This is a genomic window from bacterium SCSIO 12643 (genome assembly GCA_024398135.1).
In the GTDB taxonomy this organism is placed as follows: domain Bacteria; phylum Bacteroidota; class Bacteroidia; order Flavobacteriales_G; family Salibacteraceae; genus CAJXZP01.
The window spans coordinates 1,951,946-1,975,540 of record CP073750.1 but is presented as its reverse complement, the minus strand read 5'-3'; the positions used below and the strand labels follow the sequence as shown (position 1 = coordinate 1,975,540).

The 23,595-nt window shown below is 37.5% G+C and carries 16 protein-coding genes; 11 read left to right on the top strand and 5 right to left on the bottom strand.

Annotated features, from left to right (window positions below; translation table 11 throughout):
- Positions 1–8 precede the first annotated feature (8 nt).
- The 4 genes from KFE94_08345 to KFE94_08330 are packed head-to-tail and all read right to left on the bottom strand — an operon-like array spanning position 9 to position 6,616.
- Positions 9–560: a DUF3341 domain-containing protein gene (locus tag KFE94_08345; GenBank protein UTW68110.1), complete on the bottom strand. Its 552-nt coding sequence runs from the start codon at positions 558–560 to the stop codon at positions 9–11.
- A 24-nt stretch (positions 561–584) separates the two neighbouring features.
- Positions 585–1,970, bottom strand: a complete 1,386-nt coding sequence (gene nrfD / locus KFE94_08340; GenBank protein UTW68109.1) for a polysulfide reductase NrfD — start codon at positions 1,968–1,970, stop codon at positions 585–587.
- A gap of 33 nt (positions 1,971–2,003) precedes the next feature.
- The gene (locus KFE94_08335) at positions 2,004–5,315 is read right to left on the bottom strand and encodes a TAT-variant-translocated molybdopterin oxidoreductase (protein UTW68108.1); all 3,312 of its coding nucleotides are present in this window, start codon (positions 5,313–5,315) and stop codon (positions 2,004–2,006) included.
- A 29-nt stretch (positions 5,316–5,344) separates the two neighbouring features.
- Positions 5,345–6,616, bottom strand: coding sequence for a c-type cytochrome (locus KFE94_08330; GenBank protein UTW68107.1), 1,272 nt, complete (start codon positions 6,614–6,616; stop codon positions 5,345–5,347).
- A 384-nt stretch (positions 6,617–7,000) separates the two neighbouring features.
- Here KFE94_08330 and KFE94_08325 point away from each other — a divergent pair, with 384 nt between their 5' ends.
- The 3 genes from KFE94_08325 to KFE94_08315 all read left to right on the top strand — a co-directional run bounded on the left by KFE94_08325 (position 7,001) and on the right by KFE94_08315 (position 12,060).
- Complete coding sequence (locus tag KFE94_08325) at positions 7,001–9,472, top strand: PIG-L family deacetylase (protein UTW68106.1); 2,472 nt, start codon at positions 7,001–7,003, stop codon at positions 9,470–9,472.
- 103 nt (positions 9,473–9,575) lie between these two features.
- On the top strand, positions 9,576–11,291 hold the full coding sequence (locus tag KFE94_08320; GenBank protein UTW68105.1) for a sodium:solute symporter: 1,716 nt from the start codon (positions 9,576–9,578) through the stop codon (positions 11,289–11,291).
- An 88-nt stretch (positions 11,292–11,379) separates the two neighbouring features.
- Positions 11,380–12,060: an outer membrane beta-barrel protein gene (locus KFE94_08315; GenBank protein ID UTW68104.1), complete on the top strand. Its 681-nt coding sequence runs from the start codon at positions 11,380–11,382 to the stop codon at positions 12,058–12,060.
- Here KFE94_08315 and KFE94_08310 read toward each other — a convergent pair.
- Positions 12,057–13,775, bottom strand: a complete 1,719-nt coding sequence (locus KFE94_08310; GenBank protein UTW68103.1) for a tetratricopeptide repeat-containing sensor histidine kinase — start codon at positions 13,773–13,775, stop codon at positions 12,057–12,059. The two genes, KFE94_08315 and KFE94_08310, sit on opposite strands and share 4 nt — an antisense overlap.
- A gap of 100 nt (positions 13,776–13,875) precedes the next feature.
- Between KFE94_08310 and KFE94_08305 the strand changes: the two genes are divergently transcribed.
- The 8 genes from KFE94_08305 to rnc all read left to right on the top strand — a co-directional run bounded on the left by KFE94_08305 (position 13,876) and on the right by rnc (position 23,543).
- Positions 13,876–14,454: a DUF3109 family protein gene (locus KFE94_08305; protein ID UTW68237.1), complete on the top strand. Its 579-nt coding sequence runs from the start codon at positions 13,876–13,878 to the stop codon at positions 14,452–14,454.
- A 252-nt stretch (positions 14,455–14,706) separates the two neighbouring features.
- Positions 14,707–18,771, top strand: a complete 4,065-nt coding sequence (locus KFE94_08300; GenBank protein ID UTW68102.1) for a S8 family serine peptidase — start codon at positions 14,707–14,709, stop codon at positions 18,769–18,771.
- A gap of 71 nt (positions 18,772–18,842) precedes the next feature.
- Positions 18,843–20,177 (top strand): dihydroorotase, encoded by a 1,335-nt coding sequence (locus KFE94_08295; protein ID UTW68101.1) that lies wholly within the window; start codon positions 18,843–18,845, stop codon positions 20,175–20,177.
- Positions 20,178–20,179: 2 nt separating this feature from the next.
- Complete coding sequence (locus KFE94_08290; protein ID UTW68100.1) at positions 20,180–20,560, top strand: DUF4296 domain-containing protein; 381 nt, start codon at positions 20,180–20,182, stop codon at positions 20,558–20,560.
- 3 nt (positions 20,561–20,563) lie between these two features.
- Positions 20,564–21,232: a nitroreductase family protein gene (locus KFE94_08285; protein UTW68099.1), complete on the top strand. Its 669-nt coding sequence runs from the start codon at positions 20,564–20,566 to the stop codon at positions 21,230–21,232.
- An 83-nt stretch (positions 21,233–21,315) separates the two neighbouring features.
- Positions 21,316–21,549: an acyl carrier protein gene (locus KFE94_08280; GenBank protein ID UTW68098.1), complete on the top strand. Its 234-nt coding sequence runs from the start codon at positions 21,316–21,318 to the stop codon at positions 21,547–21,549.
- 24 nt (positions 21,550–21,573) lie between these two features.
- Positions 21,574–22,830: a beta-ketoacyl-ACP synthase II gene (fabF, locus tag KFE94_08275; protein UTW68097.1), complete on the top strand. Its 1,257-nt coding sequence runs from the start codon at positions 21,574–21,576 to the stop codon at positions 22,828–22,830.
- Positions 22,831–22,835: 5 nt separating this feature from the next.
- Positions 22,836–23,543 (top strand): ribonuclease III, encoded by a 708-nt coding sequence (gene rnc, locus KFE94_08270; protein UTW68096.1) that lies wholly within the window; start codon positions 22,836–22,838, stop codon positions 23,541–23,543.
- The last annotated feature ends 52 nt before the right edge of the window (positions 23,544–23,595 follow it).

Below are 23,595 nucleotides of genomic sequence, written 5' to 3'. Positions count from 1 at the left end.
TTAGTCGATTATAGGAATTTTACAATTCTCTCTTTTTCAAATACAGCAACAGTACCTGACTCAGCTACCATTTCTTCGATTTGCTCTTTAGAGAAGTTCGTATTTTCTTTAGCTGCAATTTCAATTGCAAAATGATCATCAGTAGTTCTTGGGTGTGGATTTCTCGCTGGCATCCCTGGCAAAGTCATATTTCTGAAGAAATATGTGATCGCCATACCGTGACCCGCACACAATACTGTAAACTCAAACATAATTGGAACAAACGCAGGAACGTTTTGGTAAAAATGGAAGTTTGGCTTCCCACCAATGTTCAAAGGCCAGTCTATAATCATCATATAGTTAATTGCCAATACTGCTAATGTTAATCCGGTAATTCCGTATATAAATGCAGCAATCGCAATACGCGTCCATTTAATTCCTAAAACATCTTCAAGTCCGTGAACTGGAAATGGAGAATAGGCATCTCTCACGTGAATTCCTTTGGCCTGTAATTGTTTGATGCCGGCTATCATTAAGTCGTCATCATTGTACATTCCGTATATAAATTTCTCTTTAGTCATTTTTCTTGCTTTTAGCTACAAATATTAGTGGTGTCCAGTATCTTTATCACGGTACGCTTCACCTGAAGATTTCAAGATAGATTTTAACTCATTTAGCGCTAACACAGGGAATAATCTGGTGAATCCAAAGAATAACACGAAGAAGATTCCGATTGTTCCTAAATACACACCTATATCCACAAATGTCGGATGGAACATAGACCAGTTAGAAGGAATGTAATCTCTATGTAGAGAAGTAACGATAATTACGAAACGCTCAAACCACATACCGATGTTTACGATAATAGAGATGAAGAAAGAGAACAATAAACTTGTTCTTAATTTCTTAAACCAGAATAACTGTGGAGAGATCACGTTTGCAGTCATCATGATTGCATATGACCACCAGTAAGGTCCGGTTGCTCTATTCAAGAATGCATATCCCTCATACTCTACACCAGAATACCAGGAGATAAATAACTCAGATAAGTATGCTACACCTACAATTGAACCAGTAATCGTGATAATACGGTTCATCAACTCAATGTGCTGGAATGTAATGTAGTGTTCAAAATGCAATACTTTTCTTACAACTAATAATAACGTTTGTACCATGGCAAACCCTGAGAATACCGCCCCAGCAACGAAGTATGGAGGGAAGATAGTTGTATGCCACCCAGGAATTACAGAAGTTGCGAAGTCCATAGATACGATCGAGTGTACTGAGAATACCAACGGAGTAGCCAAACCTGCTAATACCAATGATACTTCTTCGAAACGAACCCATGCTTTCACGTTTCCAGTCCATCCAAAGCTTAATAAACCATATACTTTTTTAGCGATAGGTCCTTTTGCTCTATCACGGATAGTTGCGAAATCAGGAATCAAACCAATATACCAGAACACAAACGATACCGAGAAATAAGTCGAAATCGCGAATACGTCCCATAATAGTGGTGAGTTAAAGTTTACCCAAAGAGAACCAAATTGATTCGGTACAGGGAAAACGAAATATGCTAACCAAATTCTACCCATGTGAATTCCTGGGAATAATGCTGCCATGATTACAGCGAAAATTGTCATCGCCTCAGCAGAACGGTTAATTGCCATTCTCCATTTCTGACGGAACAATAACAGTACCGCTGAAATCAATGTTCCTGCGTGACCGATACCTACCCACCAAACGAAATTGGTAATATCCCAGGCCCAGTCAATTGTATTGTTCAGACCCCATACACCAATACCTCGTCCGATAGTATATAGAATCATTCCAGTTCCCCATATTGCGAGGATTACTGAAATACCAAATACAAGCCACCATAATCTGCCTGCTTTACTTTCAATTGGACGACAAACGTCTTCGGTAATACTGTGGTAAGTTACATCCTTACCAAGAATTAACGGATCCCTAACTTCTGCTTCCTTAACCATTCGGTTTTATTTTAATCGTAATATTATTCTTAATTAATGTGCTGAATGTTCTTCGTTATGCGCTTCTTCATGGGCTTCACCGTGAGCTTCCGCTTCGTGACCTCCATGTGCATCGTGACCGTGATCACCACCGTGAGCAGCTCCATGACCAATACCTGGTGGGATACGCTCTTCATCCACGTTTCTAACTTTAGTTAGATAGAACACGTTAGGTTGTGTACCTACTTCCTCTAGCAAGTGATAAGATCTTTCATCTTTAGACACTTTACTAACTTGTGTTTTATCATCATTCAAATCTCCAAATCTGATAGCTCCAGTTGCACAAGCTGCAGAACATGCACTTGTCACCTCACCATCCTGAACCGGACGACCTGCTTTCTTAGCTTCTAATTTACCCGCTTGAATTCTTTGTACACAGAAACTACATTTTTCCATCACACCACGAGATCTTACCACGACATCCGGGTTAAGAACCATTCTCGCTAAATCATTTTGTGAAGGGTTTACATCTGTAAACTTAGAATCGCCAACGTAATTGAACCAGTTAAATCTACGTACTTTATAAGGACAGTTATTCGCACAATATCTTGTACCAATACATCTGTTATACGTCATTTGATTTAAACCTTCATCACTGTGTGTAGTTGCAGCAACCGGACATACAGTTTCACAAGGAGCGTGGTTACATTGCTGACACATTACTGGTTGGTGTACAGCCTCTGGATAGTCTGAAGGAACTTCCATTTGACGGTACATATCAATCTTACCTGTATCTCCCTGAGTAGCTTTGCTCATGTCAGAAGAGAAATAGCGATCAATTCTTAACCAGGACATGATTCTATTTCTACGAACTTCATCCTTACCTACAACAGGAACGTTGTTTTCAGAATGACAAGCTGTAACACAAGCAGAACAACCATAACATAAGTTTAAGTCAATTGTCATTCCCCATCTATGACCAGTAGCAATATCCTGAACTGCCCATAAATCAAGTTTTTCAACTTTTTGAGAAACACCATAAGAATCAACCACTGTTGGGTCCGGATTGTAAACATCTTTTCCTTTTGCATATGTTGCAATAGACGTTTCATTCACAATCTTACGATCCATTTCAGTAAAGTGCGTTTGCGCTAAACCTACCGGGTATTCTTTTTCTTCTGCCAATTCAATAGTTACGTTATCCACGTAATAATTGAATGTTGAACCTTTTGCATTCACAGCTGGGAATACGTTTGCACCAATAGTTTTAGAACCATCAGGAGCAACCATATCACCTTGATCAACCACTCTACCAGTCTTTGTTCTACCATAACCTAATGCGATAGAAACAGTTCCAATTTTTTGACCTGGAGTAGCGATCACTGGTAATTTCAAAGTTGATCCTCCAATTGAAACATTTACCAAAGATGCTGGTAACTGCTGACCATAAGTAGTATTATACCCTTGTGCTCTACAATCTGCCGGGTTCATCGCTACATAGTTATCCCAGGTTACCTTAGTTAATGCATTTGGCAACTCTTGCAACCATGGGTTATTCGCTTGATTCCCGATTCCCATCTTTGTTTCAGTAAATAACTCAGCTACCATTCCAGAAGCTTTAGAGCCTTTTACTACGTTAGATGCAGATGTATTAATATCCGTTGGAATAATCGCCTCTAAAGTTTGAGGAACTGGAGCCGGTGTATAATGTACAAATCCATCATGAACCGTGTTATTCCAAAGCTCATCAAATGAGCTATATTTTGTTTGTAAAGGAAGAATTGTTGTTTTCCAATTCTCTCTCATGAAATCGTAAAAGCTCATTCTTACTTTTACGAATCTTAAAATACTTTCTTGTGCCTGACGTGTTCCTTGTTGTGTCTTAGTTTTCGTAAACAATGGACGAATAACAGGTTGTGCAATAAATGCTGAACCTTCAACAGGAACATAATCATTCCAGTTTTCGAAGTAGTGATTGTCCGGAGCCAAGACAGTAGTCATGCTTCCTGTTTCATCTGCTTTATCTGAGAATGAAACCGACATTTTCACTTTACTTAATGCACCTGCAAAATCCAAGCTTGCTGGAGCACTATACACTGGATTCACACCATAAATCAATAAAGTATCTACAGAACCTGATTTCATCTCAGCAACTAAATCTGCAAATTCCTGATCGTTTGACTTACGAATGTTTAATGGTTTTGTGATATCAATGGTCTTTCCATAAGAACCTAACATTTGGTTCAAACCATTTACCACCTCTTGAGTTGCGATATCATTAGATCCACAAACTACTAATGATTTCCCTTTGTGTGACAACAAATCTTTTGCAGCAGATTTAATCTTTCCGGCAACATCGTTATCATCTTCAAATTTCGCTCCTTTAATAGATGCGTTTCCTGTTGCTTTCGCAACTTCATTATATAATGCAATAACTGCTAAACCAATTTCATTTGGTTTTACTGCTCCTCTAATATCTGCATTTGTTCCTGTTAAAGAAAAACTTCCTTCAAACTGGTAGTGACGAGACATCTCTCCATGGTCCGGCAATCTGTTTGCAGAATAACCATCCGAATACTCTAAAGTATTTAACCATGTAGAAAGGAAATCTGCTCCAAAGCTTACCACAACTTTAGCATTCTCGAATCTATAACTTGGAATAATTGCTTTACCGAAGTAATTTTTATTCGCCATTAAGATACCTGCTGATGAACTCTCATCGTAAGTTACGTGTTTAAAATCAACAGGAGCTTCTTCGCTACCTAATTTTGATGCAAACAAATCGAATGCAGCTTGCGTTGATGGAGAAATAATAGAGTTAGAAAGAATTCTAACTTTTTTCGCAGATTTCAAACTTGCTTTAACCGCCTTATCTACTTTACTCCATTTGGTTTCTTCTCCGTTTAATCTAGGATTTCTAACTCTTGCTTCGTCATATAATCCTAAAAGAGATGAATTTACACGTGCAGTAATACCACCACGTGTCATTTCGCTTTCCTTATTTCCCTCGATATGAATTGGACGACCTTCTCTTGTTTTGATCAAAATTGGTGCAAACTCAAATCCATCATAATAAGAAGATGCATAGTAGTTAGCTATACCTGGAGTCACCTCTTCTGGCTTCACCACATAAGGTATAGATTTCATTACCGGAGCCTCACATGCTGCTAACGTTGCAGCGGTAAGACTAAATCCCACAAACTTCAGAAAATCCCTTCTTGACGTTGATGTAGTACTTAATTCTTCTTTTTCTAGAAACTGATCTAAAGGCAACTCCTCTGAAAACTCATTCTGATGCTTTGCAACGAACTCTTCGCTGTTTTCCAGCTGCTCAACACTTTGCCAGTATTGTCTTGAATTACTCATATCTGTCTTTTCTCGTTATGGCTAACTTATTAATAATGGCATTTTGCACATTCGATTCCACCAATTTGGTTTACAGTAAACGACTCTAAACCTTGATCTTTATACTTCTCCACCAATTGGTCATGAAGTTTATCATAATATGGATTTCCTTCCATTTTAACCTCTTTTGTTCTGTGACACTCGATACACCATCCCATTGTTAGGTCATTTTCCTGGTGCATTGGGTAGTCGAAAGTAGCCACATCACCGTGACATTCTTTACAATCTACCCCACCAACAACTACGTGTTGAGAGTGATTAAAATAAACGTGATCAGGCAAGTTGTGAATCTTCACCCACTCAATCGGGTTTTGTTTTCTTGGATTATATTTTTGATTTTCCGGATCCCATCCTGCAGCTTCGTAGATTTTACTAATCTCTTCAGTTCCCCAACGTTTTCCAGACTCAATACCTTTATGACAGTTCATACATACATTAACTGGTGGAATTCCAGAAGTACGTCCTTTCTCAGCTCCAAAGTGACAGTACACACAATCAATACCGTCATCTCCTGCGTGAATTTTGTGAGAGAATTTAATTGGTTGCTCTGGCGCATATCCTGTATAAACACCCACATTAAACAATGGCAACCAAATGATATACAACAACACAATAAAACCAACGGCTGCAAAAGCAATCACCATTTTTCTGTTGTTATCCATCCACATTCCCATTTGAGCCATGCGAGACAGACCTATATCATTAACTTCTCCGATTGCAGCTAAACCTTCTTCACCCTTAAGATCTAACAATAATTTCTTTAGAGAATCTTTTACGTTTAACAACACCCCAATCACTACCAAGAAGATTGCCGTAAATGCCAACAACCAAATATTAGTGTAATCTTCAGCCGGAGCCTCAGTCACCACTTCTTGCGTAGGAGCTTGTTTTTTCTCTGCTGGTGGCGCTGCTACATATGCTAAGATCGCATTAACCTCATCATCTGTAAGTGGCATAGCTGCCATCTGCAATTGATTATACTCTTTGAATAGATCTTGAGCATAAGAATCACCTGGATTGTTCTTTAAATATTCGCTTGAATTTTTAATCCATGCAATAAGATTTTCTTTACTCTCCCAGCGATCTTCCACCCCAGCAAGAGCAGGACCAACTAGTTTCTTATCTATCTTATGACATGCCGCACAATTGGCTTTAAATAATGTTTTTCCGTCTTGTGAAAACCCTGAAAAGGCCAAAACTAGAAACAAAGAAAGCACACCTAAATGCACTTTATACTTATTAATCGAAATTTTTAGACTCATGTGGAGCGTATTTCAATGCTTAAATTTAATTCTTCGCTTACGCGTTTTAATAGCTCGCAAATATAGTAGAAAGGCAAAGTTTGTGTTAATAAACGTCAAAAATATGACAATTGGTTTTTTAATTTAGAACCGTTCTAAATAAGATTTTTATTTTATAGCAAAAATTTGACTCTATAAATCCCAAAATCATCCGTCTCATTTTCAATCTATCCACATCTTTTTTTAACCTATATTCCCAATTTATACCTTCTCATTTTTGATGTTTTTAAATCTTAAAAACCTGAATTTTTGTTACAGAAATCACAATTTTTAATCTTGAAAAGACAAAATGCCCCTTCTAATAATTTCTGCAACTATATTTGAAACTTCACAATCTCAATGTATATGAAATCAATCATATTTAGCTTCATAGCTCTATTTCAAATTCAAGCATTTTGTCAACAACCATCTTATCAGGGAACTGAGATCCAAAAACAAATTGAACGCATCGGTGTTTTAAATAATGTATTGTATTTCGCAGCCCACCCAGATGATGAAAACACCCGGTTTATTGCTTACATGAGTAAAGGGCTAAATGTGAATACCGCATATTTTTCATTAACACGGGGTGATGGTGGTCAAAACCTAATTGGAGATGAAAAAGGCGCTCTTCTTGGCATTATTCGAACTCAAGAACTTCTTCAGGCTAGAAGCGTTGATGGTGGAACCCAATACTTTTCAAGAGCTATTGATTTTGGTTATTCCAAATCTCCGGAGGAAACTTTTAAACATTGGGAAAAAGACAGCCTTTTGGCAGATGCCGTTCTGGTTATTAGAAAATTCAAACCCGATGTTATTGTGACCCGGTTCCCTCCAGACAGCCGTGCAGGTCATGGACATCATACAGTTTCAGCGATAATTGCAGCAGAAGCGTTTGATGCCGCAGCCGACCCAAACAGATTTCCTGAATCCGCTAAAAAATATGGCACATGGGAAACTCAAAAATTGTATTGGAATGAAAGTTCCTGGTGGAATAAAGACATCGCAAATCATAAAGATGAATATGTAACCTTAAACATAGGTGCATATGATTCGCAACTTGGAGTTTCTTATTCTGAGATAGCCTCTGTGAGCAGAAGCCAACATCAAAGTCAGGGATTCGGGATGAGTATTCAACGCGGAGATCGAATTGAATACTTCAAATTAATCAAAGGTGATTCCACTCAAAAAGACGTCTTACAAAATAAATTCAGAGCCTGGTCTGATCTGGAAGGCGGAAAAAAGATTGAGAAAAAATGGAACGCTATTCGAAGCAAATTCGACCCTCTAAATCCTCAAAAAAGCATTGAAGATTTAGTGAATCTTTATTTCGACATTAAAGAAATGCCTCAAAACAACTATCAGGATCAAAAGGAGTATGAGCTAAAAAACATCATTGCGGCTTGCGGTGGATTATGGTTAGATTTCAGAACAAACTCGCCATTACTTATTAAAAATGAAGAGTTCACCTACCATACTTACGCCATTTCTCAAAGCAACTATCCGTATGAATTACAATCCATTCAGATTTCTGATCGTATACAAACGGTTAACAAAACATTGAACAATTCATATTTGGAGATAACAGATTCTATGATGACTTCTTCACAAACTACGACACCGTACTGGTTGGAAAACACATCATCAGCAGACTGGTTTAACGTAACTCACAGAAATCTGATTTCTCAACCTGAAAACAACCCATCGGTTCAAGCTACATTTACATTTAAAACTTCTCGCGGAACTATTGAATACAAACGTCCGCTACTTTATAAATGGACTGATCGCGTGCGTGGAGAATTATATCGCCCGGTAAACATCGTTGAGCCAATTACCGTGAAGTTTGACAAAAAAGTATCACTCCACAACAAAATACATTTACATGTAAGAGGTAATCGCGATACTAAAAATGTGAAAGTTCAATTGCAATGGGAAACCTCATCAGGAATTCAAAAATCAGAAGCACAAAGCATACCACAACTTAAAGCAAATCAAAGCATTCCTATTTCTTTCACTTTGGATCAAATTGATTCGGAAATATTACAACTAAAAGCTGTCGTTTGGGAAACTCCTCAGAGCCCATTCAAAAACAGCCTGATAGAAATTGAATATCCACATATTCCAACACAAGTAGTGTTACCGGAAGCACAAATGCGCTTTATCAATACACCTATTAAGGTTACACGAAAAAACTGGGGATATATTAAAGGTTCTGGTGACGAAATACCTTCTGCACTTAAAGAGATCGGTTGTACGGTAACGGTTTTGGATCCTGAAAATATATCTGCAGAAAGCTTAAAACATTATGACGGAGTAATTATTGGCATTCGCGCATTTAATAAAGTTAAAGCCATGAAAAGTGCTTCACCTATATTAAATACCTATGTATATAATGGTGGTTTTGTACTTGTTCAATATAACACTAACCGGGGACTGGTCACCGAAGAATTAGGTCCATATCCTTTTAGGCTATCTCGCACACGTGTAACTGAAGAAGATGCCTCTCCAAAACTTTTACAAAGAGATCATCCTATTCTTAAATACCCCAATCCAATCAACGAAAGTGATTTTGATCATTGGGTCCAGGAAAGAGGCTTGTATTTTGCCGGGTCATGGGACGAACATTACACTCCTATCATTGGCTGGAACGACACCAACGAAGATATGGCTAAAGGAAGTCTACTGGTAACTGATTACGGAAAAGGTCAATATGTATTTACCGGAATCTCATTCTTCCGACAGCTACCTGCAGGAGTTTTGGGCGCATATAAATTATTTGGCAACATCATTAGCTATGGTAAAGATGTAAGCCAGGATGAAAACTCAACCAATCAATAACAATGGAAGAAGGTGAAAAAAAATATAACTGGACTAAGGTGTATGCCGGAGTTCTGGTTTTCCTACTGATTCAAATTCTTGTTTACTATTTCATTTCATCATTATGGTAGCATTAGATTGGATCATCTTAATCGGCACCTTATTATTCATCGTGTTATATGGTGCCTGGAAAACACGAAAAAACAGCAGTATTTCGAGTTACCTGAAAGGTGACAACCAAATGAATTCCTGGACTATTGGCTTATCCGTTATGGCCACTCAAGCCAGTGCAATCACCTTTCTTTCCACTCCAGGGCAGGCTTATGAAAATGGTATGGGTTTCGTTCAATTCTATTTCGGACTTCCCATTGCACTTATCATTGTCTCAGCGGTTTTTATACCTATTTATTATAAGCTTAATGTTTATACCGCTTATGAATATTTAGAGCAACGTTTCGGACTTAAAACCAGGCTTTTTACAGCTTTCCTTTTTTTGATATCCAGAGGCCTGGCTGCAGGCATCACCATTTATGCACCATCCATTGTTTTATCCTCATTACTTGGATGGGATTTAGACCTTACCAACATCTTCGTTGGGATATTAGTCATTATATACACCGTTTCAGGAGGTACAAAAGCAGTGAGTTTAACCCAGAAGTGGCAGATGGGTATCATTATGTTTGGAATGTTTACTGCATTCTTTCTGATCCTGGAAAACCTGGGTACGCGAATCAGTTTTGCCCAGGCCATAGATATTGGAGGAATCATGGGCAAGATGGAAATCATTGATACGGAATTCAACCTTAAAAACCGCTATACCATTTGGACCGGACTTCTAGGTGGTTTTTTCTTATCACTATCCTATTTTGGAACCGACCAATCTCAAGTTCAAAGATATCTGGGTGGGAAAAATCTGAAAGAAAGTAGGATGGGCATGATGTTTAATGCCATCTTAAAAATCCCTATGCAATTCTTTATTCTGTTTGTCGGTTTAATGGTTTTCGTTTTTTATCAATTCAATGAACCTCCCGCATTTTTCAATACACCAGGCAAACAAAAAGTATATCAAACCGAACAAGTAGATAAATTCAAAAGACTAGAATCTGACTATTCTGCGACTTTTTCTGAAAAGAAACAAGCTATTGAAAATTATCTATCCGCAGAATCATCCGAAGAAAAAGCGCAATACAAAAAACAATCCATAGACCTATATCAAAAGTCTCAGGATATTCGAAAAGAGCTAAAAACAGTAATAAAAGATGCCGATGTCAATGTGGATGGAAAAGATACGGATTACGTATTCCTGACCTTTATTCTAAAATATCTTCCGCACGGAGTCATTGGTTTGCTATTAGCGGTGATTCTATCAGCGGCCATGTCATCTACCGCAAGTGAGCTAAACGCTTTAGCTTCTACTACTATGATTGATTATTACAAAAGATTGTATAAAACAGAAGCTTCAGATCAACATTATGTAATCGCATCCAAAGTACTCACTATTATTTGGGGAGTATTGGCCATTGGAATTGCCTTATCTGCTCATTTATTTGACAACCTCATCCAATTGGTAAATATATTAGGTTCTTTATTTTATGGTACTATTCTCGGAATCTTCTTAGTGGCATTCTTTATAAAGAGCATTAAACAAAATGCACTATTAATAGGCGCATTGACCGGACAGACGCTAGTTTTAATTTTACATTTCCTTACCGTATACGACTATATAGATTTGGGATATTTATGGTATAATGTAATTGGAAGTTTCACCGTGATCATTACAGCTCTAATTGCTCATAAAGTATTCCCTACTACTTCATCAATGGATAGATCAAACGTATAAATAACACACTTTTTACTGTTAAAAAGTAGGTGCTTTTCATTTTAATCGATTTTTTACATCCTTATCTTTGCATGTTCGATTCTTAAAAATGAAAAGGGTTATTACATCTGTTCTATTCGGTTTACCACTTTGGGTCTTTGCTCAATTTGGCACAAGTGAGTTTTATGCCGTTACCAAAATTGGTTTTGGTATGGGAATGAATAGCTACACCTATAATACTGTTTTGAATAACTCTTTATCGGACGGCACGAAGTCTTTACAAATTGAATTGGGAAAAGGATTTAGTCCGGAAGTTGGGCTGGGTTTAAAACTCACAAATTTGGTATATCTTGAAACGTCTCTTTCCTATACTATTAATAAGGAATTTTACAACACGCAATACTCCGGACAAATTCAGGAACAAGGGTATTCTTTCAATCGTTTTAATTTTCATTTAAATGGTAAATACTTTGTTGAAGTCAACCCCACATTTCTTTTAGACTTTAATGCAGGTCTTCTTTATTCTATTCCAAATGATTTAATTATCAAATTGAATAACGAAACACATAGGATTAATTATGCCGGAACCACTGGAATTCAAGCTGGATTTGGAGCAACTTATGTCGTCAACAACTTTAACTTCAAAGCAGGAATTCGGTATAGAATAGAACGATTTAATATTAAACCTAAACAAAACTTGCCTTACTATTTCGAGTATTTGAACTCAAACTTCAATCAAATCAATAGTAATGGCATTGACATCCTGCTCGCTGTCAGATATCACTTCTAGGAGTCTTTAAGTTTTTGGGGTATGGTAAACACCACCTCTGTACCCTTTCCTTCCAAATTTTTAAATGCTAGTGTCCCCCGAATCAACTTTGCGAATTCAATGGAAAGTGTCAACCCGATTCCAGCGCCTTTCTCTCCCAAACTTCCCAATTCAGCTTTAATATCCTTTCCTATTTCTAAACTATCCAATACGGATTGGGAAATACCCGAACCCTGGTCACGAATTTTAACTTTGAAAAAACCATCCAATAATTCAGTTCTCACTTCTATTTCAGAACCCAATGGACTAAATTTAATGGCATTACTTACAATATTTCTAATCACAATCTGAAACAATGCCTCATCCGTTTCCACATCAATATGATCTGCATAAGTGGTCAAGCTCAAATGCTTCTCTTTAGCTAATTGACTTACTTGATTCAGTATTACAGATATGGAATGAAAAGAATCAAAACTTACTAAATCAATAGACATTCCATTAAATTGGCTGTTCGCCCATTTCAAAAGATTATCCAATATCAACAAACCATTTTGCACACTTGCTAATATAGTTTTATCCATTTCAGCAATCTCTTCTTCATCAAAACTTACACCTGAATTCTTAGCTTGCTGAAAAGTGATCACTTGTGCTAATGGAGATCGCATATCATGACTTATAACCGATAACACCCTATTCTTAAAGCCATTCAATCGCTCTAACTCATCAGCCTTTTGTTTCAATTCTGTATTTAATACCCGGATACGCTTATTGTTTCGAACAGTAAAAAATAGGAACATCCCCAATACAACCACCAATACCAATCCTAAGGTGATAATAATACTATCACGATTATTCTTTACCTCTGCTATTTCCACTTTGGCCTGTAAAGTCATCAAATCGCTCTCCGCTCTCTGACGCTCTAGCTCATCCTGAAACTGCGTAATTCTAAATTTGATTTGACTATTATTAATCATGTAATTAACACTATCCCTAAGCTTCATGTATTTAATCCCATTCTCATAATCCTTCATTTCAATGTATAGAATAGCCAAAAAATCATAGGCCATTTTTCTATAAATAGCCACTTCGTATTGATCTAATATTTCAAGTGATGATAGCAACATTTTAACCGCCATCTCTTGTTCGCCTCGCTCCATATATAAACGAGCCATATTAATTCTCGGCAATATCACTCCTGCACTATCTTCTTCCATCAAAAATATTTCTACCGAAGCATCTAAATACTTTAATGCAGAATCTGTATCTACCTCAACATAACACGCTCCTAAAAGGTTATACAAAAGTGCTAAGTTTCCTTGTTCATTCTCTTGCAAGCTAAGTCTCAAACCTTCCTGAGCCCAATGAATAGCCTTATCTCTATGGTGTAATTCATAATGAATGGACCCTCGAATCAAATCCATTTCTATCTGATCTAAAACCGTTAAGTGATAATCCGAGCTTTCCAGATTATCCAGCACTTTTAAAGCTTCAGAATGACTTCCTCCACCTCTACTCGCATCAGCCATATTCAAAATGGTAGCAACAATCTCATTCGTATCTTTTAAATTAACGTACTCATTTCTTAGAGCATCGTATGTTAAAAACAGCTCCGCATAACTTCCTTTTAAATTATATTCTTCGGCCTTATTATGAAGCGAGTCAAGCTTTTCATTTTGGGCAAACAACTCAAGCCCAATCAATAAAAATATCGATAGTATGTAGTAAGTTTTTTTCAAGTATCAATCAATTTGTGCGCTTGAAACAATAATAGAAATTAATAAGGATTTGATTGGTCATGAATTCAAAAAAAGGATATTTGCACTCAAATAATTCATGATGATCGAAGTAGGTAAAACGATTGTATCTAGAAATGTTTTCCAAAAAGAATTCGTTTGTAATCTTTCGGCATGTAAAGGAGAATGTTGCATTGCTGGTGATGCTGGGGCTCCTTTAGAAGATCAAGAAAAACAAATTCTGGAAGAGGTTTACGATAAGGTAAAACCCTACTTAAGACCTGAGGGTGTTGAAGCGATTGAACAACAAGGCACTTCAGTTTTCGATCAAAAAGACAATGAGTACGAAACTCCATTAATTAACAATGCAGAATGTGCCTATGTTATTTTTGGAGATGATGGAATGGCTTTATGCGGAATCGAAAAAGCTTATAATGATGGATTAATTGATTGGCCCAAACCCATCTCATGTCATTTATACCCGATTCGAATTAAATCATATCGAGAATTTGATGCGATCAATTATGATGAATGGGATATCTGTAGCGAGGCATGTACACTTGGTAAAGAACTTAGTGTTCCTGTATATCGCTTTCTTAAAGAACCACTCATACGAAAGTATGGTCCTGACTGGTATAATGACCTTGTAGAAATCGCAGCCCTGGTAGAGAAAGAGCTGTAATTCACTCACTTTCAAATAGAGTTATTCACAAGTTGTTAATTACTTTTTTAATTCCCGTGTTTTGCGAACCAAACAAATGTGTACTTTCACATCGGTTTAGGAATCGTCATGCTATAAAGCCTTTATGTCTCAAAACATAGGGGCTTTTTGCATTTTATGCCCTATTAGTTAAAGCCTCTAGCACTTTAATATAATTTATTCAAAATCAAATCAGTTATATTTGCGACTGATGTCTATCCTAAACATAACAACATGATTAGATTTCTTACCACTTTATGTATTGTCATTCCTTTTTTCTCTTTTGCTCAGCAAAAAAACATTTCTGATCAAAAAGAACTGCTTCGACTATTTCAACAATTCAGATCACAAGAGATTCAGGATAGTACAAAAGCGGCTGTTTTACAACAAAAAGGTCAGGCACAAATTCTCGAAATTGATGGCAATGGACACATCATTGGTTTGGTAGGATTTACACCAACCGGATTTCCAATATTCTATTCTACAGATAATACCAATGCTGCAGCCACAGTTGGAACGAATCTCATCATTGCCGGAGCCACAAATGGATACGGATTAACGGGTAACGGGATGATTATCGGAGAATGGGATGGGGGATCAGTCCTGGGCACCCATCAAGAACTAACCGGACGAGTAACACAAGTAGATAATCCGTCCAGTAATAGTGACCATGCGACACATGTTTGTGGAACTATGATCGCATCAGGTGTTGTTGCAAATGCAAAAGGAATGGCGACAGCTGCTACTGTTCGCGCACATGATTTCTATAGTGACGCCAGTGAAATGACTACATTCTCAGCTACCGGAATTATCTCTAACCATTCCTATGGTACCATAACCGGATGGAGAGAAATGAATAACGGTACCTGGAGATGGTATGGCGACACCACTATTAGTGGTACAGAAGATTACCAATTCGGATTCTATACTTTCAGAGCTCAAAGTTGGGATCAAATTGCTAATGCTGCTCCTGATTATCTTATTGTGAAATCCGCTGGTAATGATAGAAATGATCTTCCACCAAGTTCAGTAACATCACATGAAATATTTGACAACCTTAACGGATGGGTGACCTCAACGGTATCACGTCCTCAGGACGGAGGAGTTGATGGTTATGATTGTATTTCTTCTAATGGAAATGCCAAAAATATTTTAACGGTAGGTGCTGTAAATGATATTCCAAGTGGATATTCTCAAGCGAGTGATGTAGTAATGTCGAGTTTTAGTGGCTGGGGTCCAACAGACGATGGACGTATTAAGCCAGATATCGTAGCAAATGGGGTTTCATTGTATTCTACGGGAGCGGATAATACTACAGATTATTATTCCAGTAGCGGAACTTCAATGTCCGCTCCAAATGCCACAGGTTCTTTAGCATTACTTCAAGAGATGTATAATGACTCTAACAGCACCTTCATGAAAGCATCAACTCTAAAGGCTTTGGTAATTCATACTGCTAATGAAGCTGGCACCAATCCCGGACCTGATTTTTCTTTTGGTTGGGGGTTATTAAATGCTAAAGGTGCTGCAGATCTTATTGCTGATACGCTCACCAACAGAATCATTGAGTCATCATTGTCTAATAACGGAACCGCAACTTTCACCTATTATTCAAACGGACTACAAGATATCGAAGCAACCATCGTGTGGAATGATCCTGCCGGAACTCCGGTAGCACCATCATTAGACCCTACCACCTCAATGTTAGTTAATGATTTGGATTTAAGAATCACCGGACCTTCAGGAACTATAAAAATGCCATGGACTTTAAATTCTGCAATGCCTTCAAACGCAGCAGTAAAAGCAGATAACACTAAAGACAACGTGGAAAAGGTAGTTTTTGATGCGCCAATTGCCGGTGCCTATACTTTTTCTATCTCTCATAAAGGGTCACTGGCTGCCTCTCAAAATTATTCTCTTATTATTTCAGGGATTCAATTAAACCCGGTATCTCCGGCTCCAACAGCTGCATTTACTGGTACACCAACCAATATTTGCATTGGTGATACCGTATTTTTCAGTGACGCATCTACTGGAAACCCAACTAGTTTAGAATGGACTTTTACCGGAGGGACTCCTTCGAGTGCAACAAATGCAAACCCTGCAATTGTGTATAATACTCCAGGTACTTATGCGGTAAAACTTAAAGCAACGAACGTAAATGGCTCAGATAGTATTACGCAAACCAACTATATCACTGTTACTCCTGTTCCAAGTCCAACGACTCAACCGCTTAATGATATTTGTGTGAGCGGAATGGCATTAACCATAACCGGAGGCTCTCCTTCTGGAGGTGTATGGACAGGTCCTGGTGTAACCAATGGTGTATTTGATCCAGCTGTTGCAGGGCTAGGGACACATACTTTAACTTATACTGTAACTTCCGGAACTTGCTCCGGATCAAGCTCTCAAAATATTACGGTAACCAACCCACCAACTGTAACATTGCCTGCTTTACCTGCATCTATATGTAGCAATAGCGCAGCGTTTACATTAGGAGGAGGACAACCTTCAGGAGGAACATATTCCGGACCTGGGGTATCCAACAACATATTTGATCCAGCTATTGCCGGAATGGGCACACATACTATTACATATATATATACAGACCCAAGCGGATGTAGTGGTTCGGCAACCTCAAATCTGACTGTCATTGCAGGAGCAGCAGCTTCATTGGGTGCTTTTAATGATGTCTGTATAGATGCTCCAACATTTGCTTTAACCGGAGGGTCTCCAATCATGGGGAATTATGCAGGACCCGGAGTAGACACTTTAGCAGGAACATTTAATCCGGCATTAGCTGGTGCAGGTACACATACCATTACCTATTTTGGACCAGGCGGATTATGTATTTCTGCTGCAAATTCTACAATCACTGTGAATCCATTACCTAATGTTTCGCTAGGTACATTTAATGATGTATGTCAAATTTCAAGTGCCGTACAACTTACCGGAGGATCACCTACTGGAGGCACCTATTCAGGGTCGTTTGTAACTGGGTCTACCTTTAACGCCACTAGTGCGGGATTAGGTAGCCACACTATTTATTATTCATTTACAGATAACAACTCGTGTTCAGCTACAGATTCCAGTCAAATCAATGTAGTAAATAGTGTTCTTTATTCACTTTCTGATACCACCGTTTGTAGTGGAGATTCTCCTTTCACCATTTCTAGTGGATTTCCTGCAGGAGGTTTTTATTCAGGAACAGGAGTAGTAAATGGGAATACTTTTGATCCGGCAGCTGCTGGACCAGGAACTTATACAATAACGTATTTTGATACAAACAATCCTTGTGCAATACCAGGAAATGCTATATTCACAGTAAATGCACCTCCAACAGTAAGCTTCTCTCCAATCCCATCTATATGTCTAACAGGAGGTCCTGTAACTTTAACCGGAGGATCACCCACCGGTGGAACGTATTCCGGAATTGGTGTAAATAATAATATATTAGACCCCACAGTAAATGGAATCGGTAATGTAAATATTACATATACGGTTTCTAATAACGGTTGTGCTGACTCTGCTGTACAAGTCGCAACTATTCATGACGGCTCTCCTCAAATAGTGAACATTTCCTCTTCTTATTGTTTGAATGATTCAAGTGTTATTTTAATTGGAAATCCTGCTGGAGGAACTTTTTCGGGAACTGCGGGAATGACGGATAGTATTTTCAATCCTAATGCTGCTGGTGTTGGTACACATACCATTACTTATACCACAACAGTAGGTTGTTCCGGAAATATGTCTTACAATGTAGATGTTCACTCAAATCCTGTGATTGGAAATATTTCTGGTCCTATTATTTCTTCACAAAATACAGTTGCAGCCTATAATTTAAATGCTCAAAATGGAGCATTTTATAGTTGGAATGTTACCGGAGGAACAATTGCTACTAACTATAATAATCAAATCACAGTAAATTGGGGAACCAATCCTACAGGATATTTACAAGCTATTTTAATTGATCAAAACGGATGTAAGGACACTGCCGACATCACCGTGGAACTTTGGCCTTTATCTACTCCTGAAATATCAAATAAGCTGAATATTTCTTATTTCCCAAATCCAGTGTCTAATGAAATTTCATTTTATGGAGCGCATGCGGAACTAAAAAATGTTCAGTTAATAATTATGAATACAAGTGGCCAAATCATACTAAAAAGAAACTACAACAACATAAATAGCTCATTCTTATGGAAAATTGATGTCTCTAATCTAAGCGCAGGAACATACATATTCCAATTACTAAATAACCATCAAGAATTAAGTACCGGCCAATTTGTTAAACAATAATGAATAGTCCTCTTATCCAAAGATAGTGTGACCATAGTTGTTTTATTTTTGTACACCATAAATAAAACTATATGCGCACATTAATCAAAAACGCCCGTATTGTAAATGAAGGCGAAATTTTTAATGGATTTGTTCTTATTGAGAATGAAATCATCTCTAAAGTAGGTACAGAAACTTCTGAACTCCCATCAGCCGACCATGTCATTGATGCTCAAAATAAATTCCTAATTCCGGGATTAATTGATGATCAGGTACATTTTAGAGAGCCAGGATTGACACACAAAGGAGATATCCAATCAGAATCAACTGCTGCAGTGGCAGGTGGAATTACCACTTTTATGGAAATGCCTAATACAGTTCCTCAAGCGGTAACCATCGAAGAACTGGAAAAGAAATACGATATCGCTGCAAAAACTTCATTAGGAAATTACTCGTTCTATTTAGGTGTTACAAATAGTAACATCAATGAGATTAGAAGTATTGATCCATCTAGAATCTGCGGAATCAAAATATTTATGGGATCATCAACGGGTGATATGGTTGTAGATAATGACAACTCTTTAGATAATGTATTCAGGGACTCACCGGTTCTTATTGCTACGCACTGTGAAGATGATGACACCATAAAAGAAAACCAGCAGAAATACGTTGAGAAATTCGGTGATGATATTCCTTACGAACATCACGCAGATATTCGTAGTCATGAAGCCTGTTACAAATCATCCAGTAAAGCGGTTCGTTTAGCCAAAGAAAATGGTTCTCAACTTCACATCATGCACCTTTCTACTAAAAAGGAATTAGAACTGATTGAACAAGGCAAACTTTTGGATAAAAGAATCACTGCAGAAGCATGCACACATCATTTATGGTTCAATCGAGATGATTATAAAACCAAAGGAGCTTTTATCAAATGGAATCCTGCGGTAAAAGATGAAGAAGACAGACAAGCATTAATTGATGCCTTGAATAATGACGTATTAGATATCATTGCAACTGATCATGCACCACATACACTGGAAGAAAAAACAGGAGTTTATACCAAAACCCCTTCTGGTGGCCCATTGGTTCAACATTCACTTACAGCATTAATGGAATTCCATTTAGATGGTGTTCTTGACATTACCAAAACCGTTGAAAAAGCGTGCCATAATCCAGCCAAGCTCTTCAGCATTAAAAGCAGAGGATTCATTAGAGAAGGATACTTTGCAGACCTGGTTTTAATCAATCCGGATAAACCCTGGACCGTTGACAAAAGCAACATATTATATAAATGTGGCTGGTCGCCATTTGAAGGGACCACGTTTAGAACTCAAGTCGAAAAAACATTTGTGAATGGACATATGGCTTATAACAATGGCACAATAGATGATTCCAAACAAGGTCAAAGACTTGAATTTGATAGATAATCATGAATAACAAACTCATTTTATTTTTAGGCCTTCTAATCACATCATTAATATCTTCTTGTATTAATGATGAAAACAACAAGAAACCAGAAGATTTAATTCCAGAACCTCAAATGATCGAGGTTCTGGCTGACATCTGTAAAGTTGAGGCCCGTTTTCAAAGAAGACTTAGTATTAGAGGTAAAGACAATTCGGAACTTGTACTTCAAAACTATAATGTTATATTTAACGCTCATAATGTAACGCTTCCTCAGTTCAAAACATCATTTGAATATTATGAAGATTCCCCTAAGAAAATGCAGGAACTTTATGATAGTGTGATAGTCATTCTTACAAAAGAAGAAGCTTTACTTAAAGAAGCAGAAAAACAAAAACAGAAATAAAATATGAGTCATTCCGAAAATTTCATTCCTTATCATCCAACTACCTATCCTACTGATGAAATGCTACAACGCAGTAAAGACTTCTACGAACACATGGACAAAAGAAGATCTTTACGTGAATTTTCGGATCAGACTTTTCCAATTGAAATTTTAGAAAATATCATTCAAACCGCTTCTACTGCTCCTTCTGGTGCACATAAACAGCCATGGACATTTTGTATCGTTTCAGATTCGGAAATAAAAAGCAAAATCAGAGAAGCAGCAGAAAAAGAAGAATACGAGAACTATACGCGTAGAATGAGTGAAGAATGGCTTGAAGATTTAAAGCAATTCGATACAAATCACATTAAAGAGTTTATTGATATCGCACCATACCTTATTATAGTAATGAAGCATTCCTATGAGTTTGGAGAGGATAATCAAAAACTCAATAATTATTATGTAAATGAATCTGTCGGGATTGCTGTAGGATTTCTGATTTCAGCAATCCATAATGCAGGATTATTTGCCCTCACACACACGCCAAGTCCGATGAGATTTTTAAAAAAGATTCTAAATCGTCCGGAAAACGAACAACCATACCTACTCATACCTGTTGGCTTACCCCTTGATAACGTGAAGGTTCCCGACCTAAAAAGAAAGGACAAAAACGACATTATCGCATACTATTGAAACAAATTGTAAAAACTTGTTTAACACTCATCTTTTATTTTTCTTTGCCGCGATTATAAATTAACATTAAATATCTTACAGAGATGTCAGAAGTTAAAGAAAAAGTAATAGCTATTATCGTTGACAAATTAGGAGTTGACGAAAGTGAAGTAACACTAGAATCTTCATTTACTAACGATCTAGGTGCAGACTCACTAGACACAGTTGAATTAATTATGGAGTTTGAAAAAGAATTTGAAATCGCTATCCCAGACGATCAAGCAGAAAATATTGCAACCGTTGGAGATGCTGTAACTTACATTACAGATAACAAATAATTTTTTTATCTAATCCCTGTTGAGATGGAGTTAAAACGAGTAGTTGTAACTGGACTAGGGGCAATCACCCCTATTGGTAATAATGTACCTGAATATTGGAATGCATTAGTTGCCGGTAAAAGTGGTGGAGCTTTGATCACCCATTTTGACACGGAGCATTTCAAAACGAAATTTGCGTGTGAAGTCAAAGACTTTGACGTAGATGGATATTTTGATCGAAGAGAAGGTAGACGAATGGATAAGTATGCCAAATTCGCTCATATCTCTTCGGATGAAGCCATTAAAGATGCAAATTTAGACCCGGAAAAACTCGATTTAGATCGAGTTGGGGTCATCTTTGCCTCAGGTATTGGTGGAATCGAAACTTATCAGGATGAAGTTGTTGGTTTGGCTAAGACCGATTTTAAACCAAAACTAAATCCATTTTTTATTCCTAAAATGATTGCAGATATCGCTGCTGGCCAGATTTCTATCAAGTATGGCTTTAGAGGAGCGAATTATGCAACCGTTTCTGCTTGTGCTTCTTCTACACATGCTATGATTGATGCCTTTAACCTTATTAGATTGGGTAAAGCTGACGTAATGGTAACTGGTGGTGCTGAAGCGGCAATTACAGAATCGGGAATTGGAGGATTTAACGCTATGCAAGCGCTTTCTTTAAGAAATGATTCTCCTGAAACAGCTTCTCGTCCATTTGATGCAGACCGTGATGGTTTCGTTATGGGTGAAGGTAGTGGTGCCGTAATTATTGAGGAATTAGATCACGCTCTAGCGCGTGGTGCGAAGATTTATGCAGAGTTAATTGGTGGTGGAATGACTGCTGATGCACATCACATTACTGCTCCTCACCCAGAAGGGTTGGGCGCCATTAACGTGATGAAGCAGACACTATCTGATTTTAACGATGCAGTACCTACAGACGTAGATTATATCAACGTTCATGGAACATCAACACCTCTAGGCGATATTGCTGAAATTAAAGCAATCAAATCTGTATTTGGAGAACATGCTTACAAGCTTAATATTAGTTCTACAAAATCAATGACAGGTCACTTACTTGGAGCTGCTGGTGCAGTTGAGTCTATCGCTACAATTCTAGCTGTACATAATGATGAGATCCCACCAACGATCAATCACTTTACAGATGATGAAAATATTGATTCTGACTTGAATTTAACTTTCGGTTCATCAGTAAAACGTACAGTAAATGCAGCCTTAAGCAACACTTTTGGTTTTGGTGGACACAACGCTTCTGTATTATTTAGAAAATACAAAGGTTAATATTTGTGTTTGGCTTCTTTAACAGGAAGACTGCTATTCTTGAGAAGGAAAATCCCCATCTCCGTACATTATTAAAATCTTTAGGTATTCGGACATCAAAGCCTGAGTTATATCTTCAGGCTTTACGACATAAATCCGTTTACGAAAGTTCATTTCAAAACAATGAACGTCTGGAATTTCTGGGAGATTCTATATTAGACTCTGTGGTTGCAGAAGTTTTATATGAGAAGTTTCCACAAGGAAAAGAAGGTTTTTTAACACAAATTCGCTCCAGAATTGTGAGTCGTTCCAGTCTAAATAATCTGGGCATTGCACTTCAATTAGACCGACTTATTGAAGTACAGATGGGACGTGAAATCAAAGAAACATCTTTGAGTGGAAATGCCTTAGAAGCAGTTATCGGAGCCTATTACCTGGATAAAGGATTTAAAGCCACGAATAAGTTTATTCGTAATCAGATTCTTGCTCCACATGTTGACTTCAATACAATTTTAACGCAAGAACCTGATCCTAAGAGTCGTGTGATTGAAAAAGCTCAAAAAAACAAAGTCAAAGTACACTTTCACACTTCCATTTTCCAAAGAGAAGAACCACAATCATTTCAAAGCAAGGTGATTTTTGATGGTAACGAAATTGCAAGCGCTCTTGGAGCATCTAAAAAGAAGGCAGAGCAAAAAGCTGCTGCTGAAGCTCTAAAACAAATTGAATCATAAGCACACTTTTTAACATTAACCCTTTAATTCCTTAACAAAAAATGTGAAGCTT

Excerpts from the sequence above, each read along its gene's own strand:
- KFE94_08300 (UTW68102.1), top strand. The coding sequence starts at position 14,707 with ATGATTAGATTTCTTACCACTTTATGTATTGTCATTCCTTTTTTCTCT.
- KFE94_08330 (UTW68107.1), bottom strand. The coding sequence starts at position 6,616 with ATGAGTCTAAAAATTTCGATTAATAAGTATAAAGTGCATTTAGGTGTG.
- KFE94_08345 (UTW68110.1), bottom strand. The coding sequence starts at position 560 with ATGACTAAAGAGAAATTTATATACGGAATGTACAATGATGACGACTTA.
- nrfD (UTW68109.1), bottom strand. The coding sequence starts at position 1,970 with ATGGTTAAGGAAGCAGAAGTTAGGGATCCGTTAATTCTTGGTAAGGAT.
- KFE94_08315 (UTW68104.1), top strand. The coding sequence starts at position 11,380 with ATGAAAAGGGTTATTACATCTGTTCTATTCGGTTTACCACTTTGGGTC.
- KFE94_08320 (UTW68105.1), top strand. The coding sequence starts at position 9,576 with ATGGTAGCATTAGATTGGATCATCTTAATCGGCACCTTATTATTCATC.
- KFE94_08285 (UTW68099.1), top strand. The coding sequence starts at position 20,564 with ATGAGTCATTCCGAAAATTTCATTCCTTATCATCCAACTACCTATCCT.
- KFE94_08295 (UTW68101.1), top strand. The coding sequence starts at position 18,843 with ATGCGCACATTAATCAAAAACGCCCGTATTGTAAATGAAGGCGAAATT.
- KFE94_08280 (UTW68098.1), top strand. The coding sequence starts at position 21,316 with ATGTCAGAAGTTAAAGAAAAAGTAATAGCTATTATCGTTGACAAATTA.
- KFE94_08305 (UTW68237.1), top strand. The coding sequence starts at position 13,876 with ATGATCGAAGTAGGTAAAACGATTGTATCTAGAAATGTTTTCCAAAAA.
- fabF (UTW68097.1), top strand. The coding sequence starts at position 21,574 with ATGGAGTTAAAACGAGTAGTTGTAACTGGACTAGGGGCAATCACCCCT.
- KFE94_08325 (UTW68106.1), top strand. The coding sequence starts at position 7,001 with ATGAAATCAATCATATTTAGCTTCATAGCTCTATTTCAAATTCAAGCA.
- KFE94_08335 (UTW68108.1), bottom strand. The coding sequence starts at position 5,315 with ATGAGTAATTCAAGACAATACTGGCAAAGTGTTGAGCAGCTGGAAAAC.
- KFE94_08290 (UTW68100.1), top strand. The coding sequence starts at position 20,180 with ATGAATAACAAACTCATTTTATTTTTAGGCCTTCTAATCACATCATTA.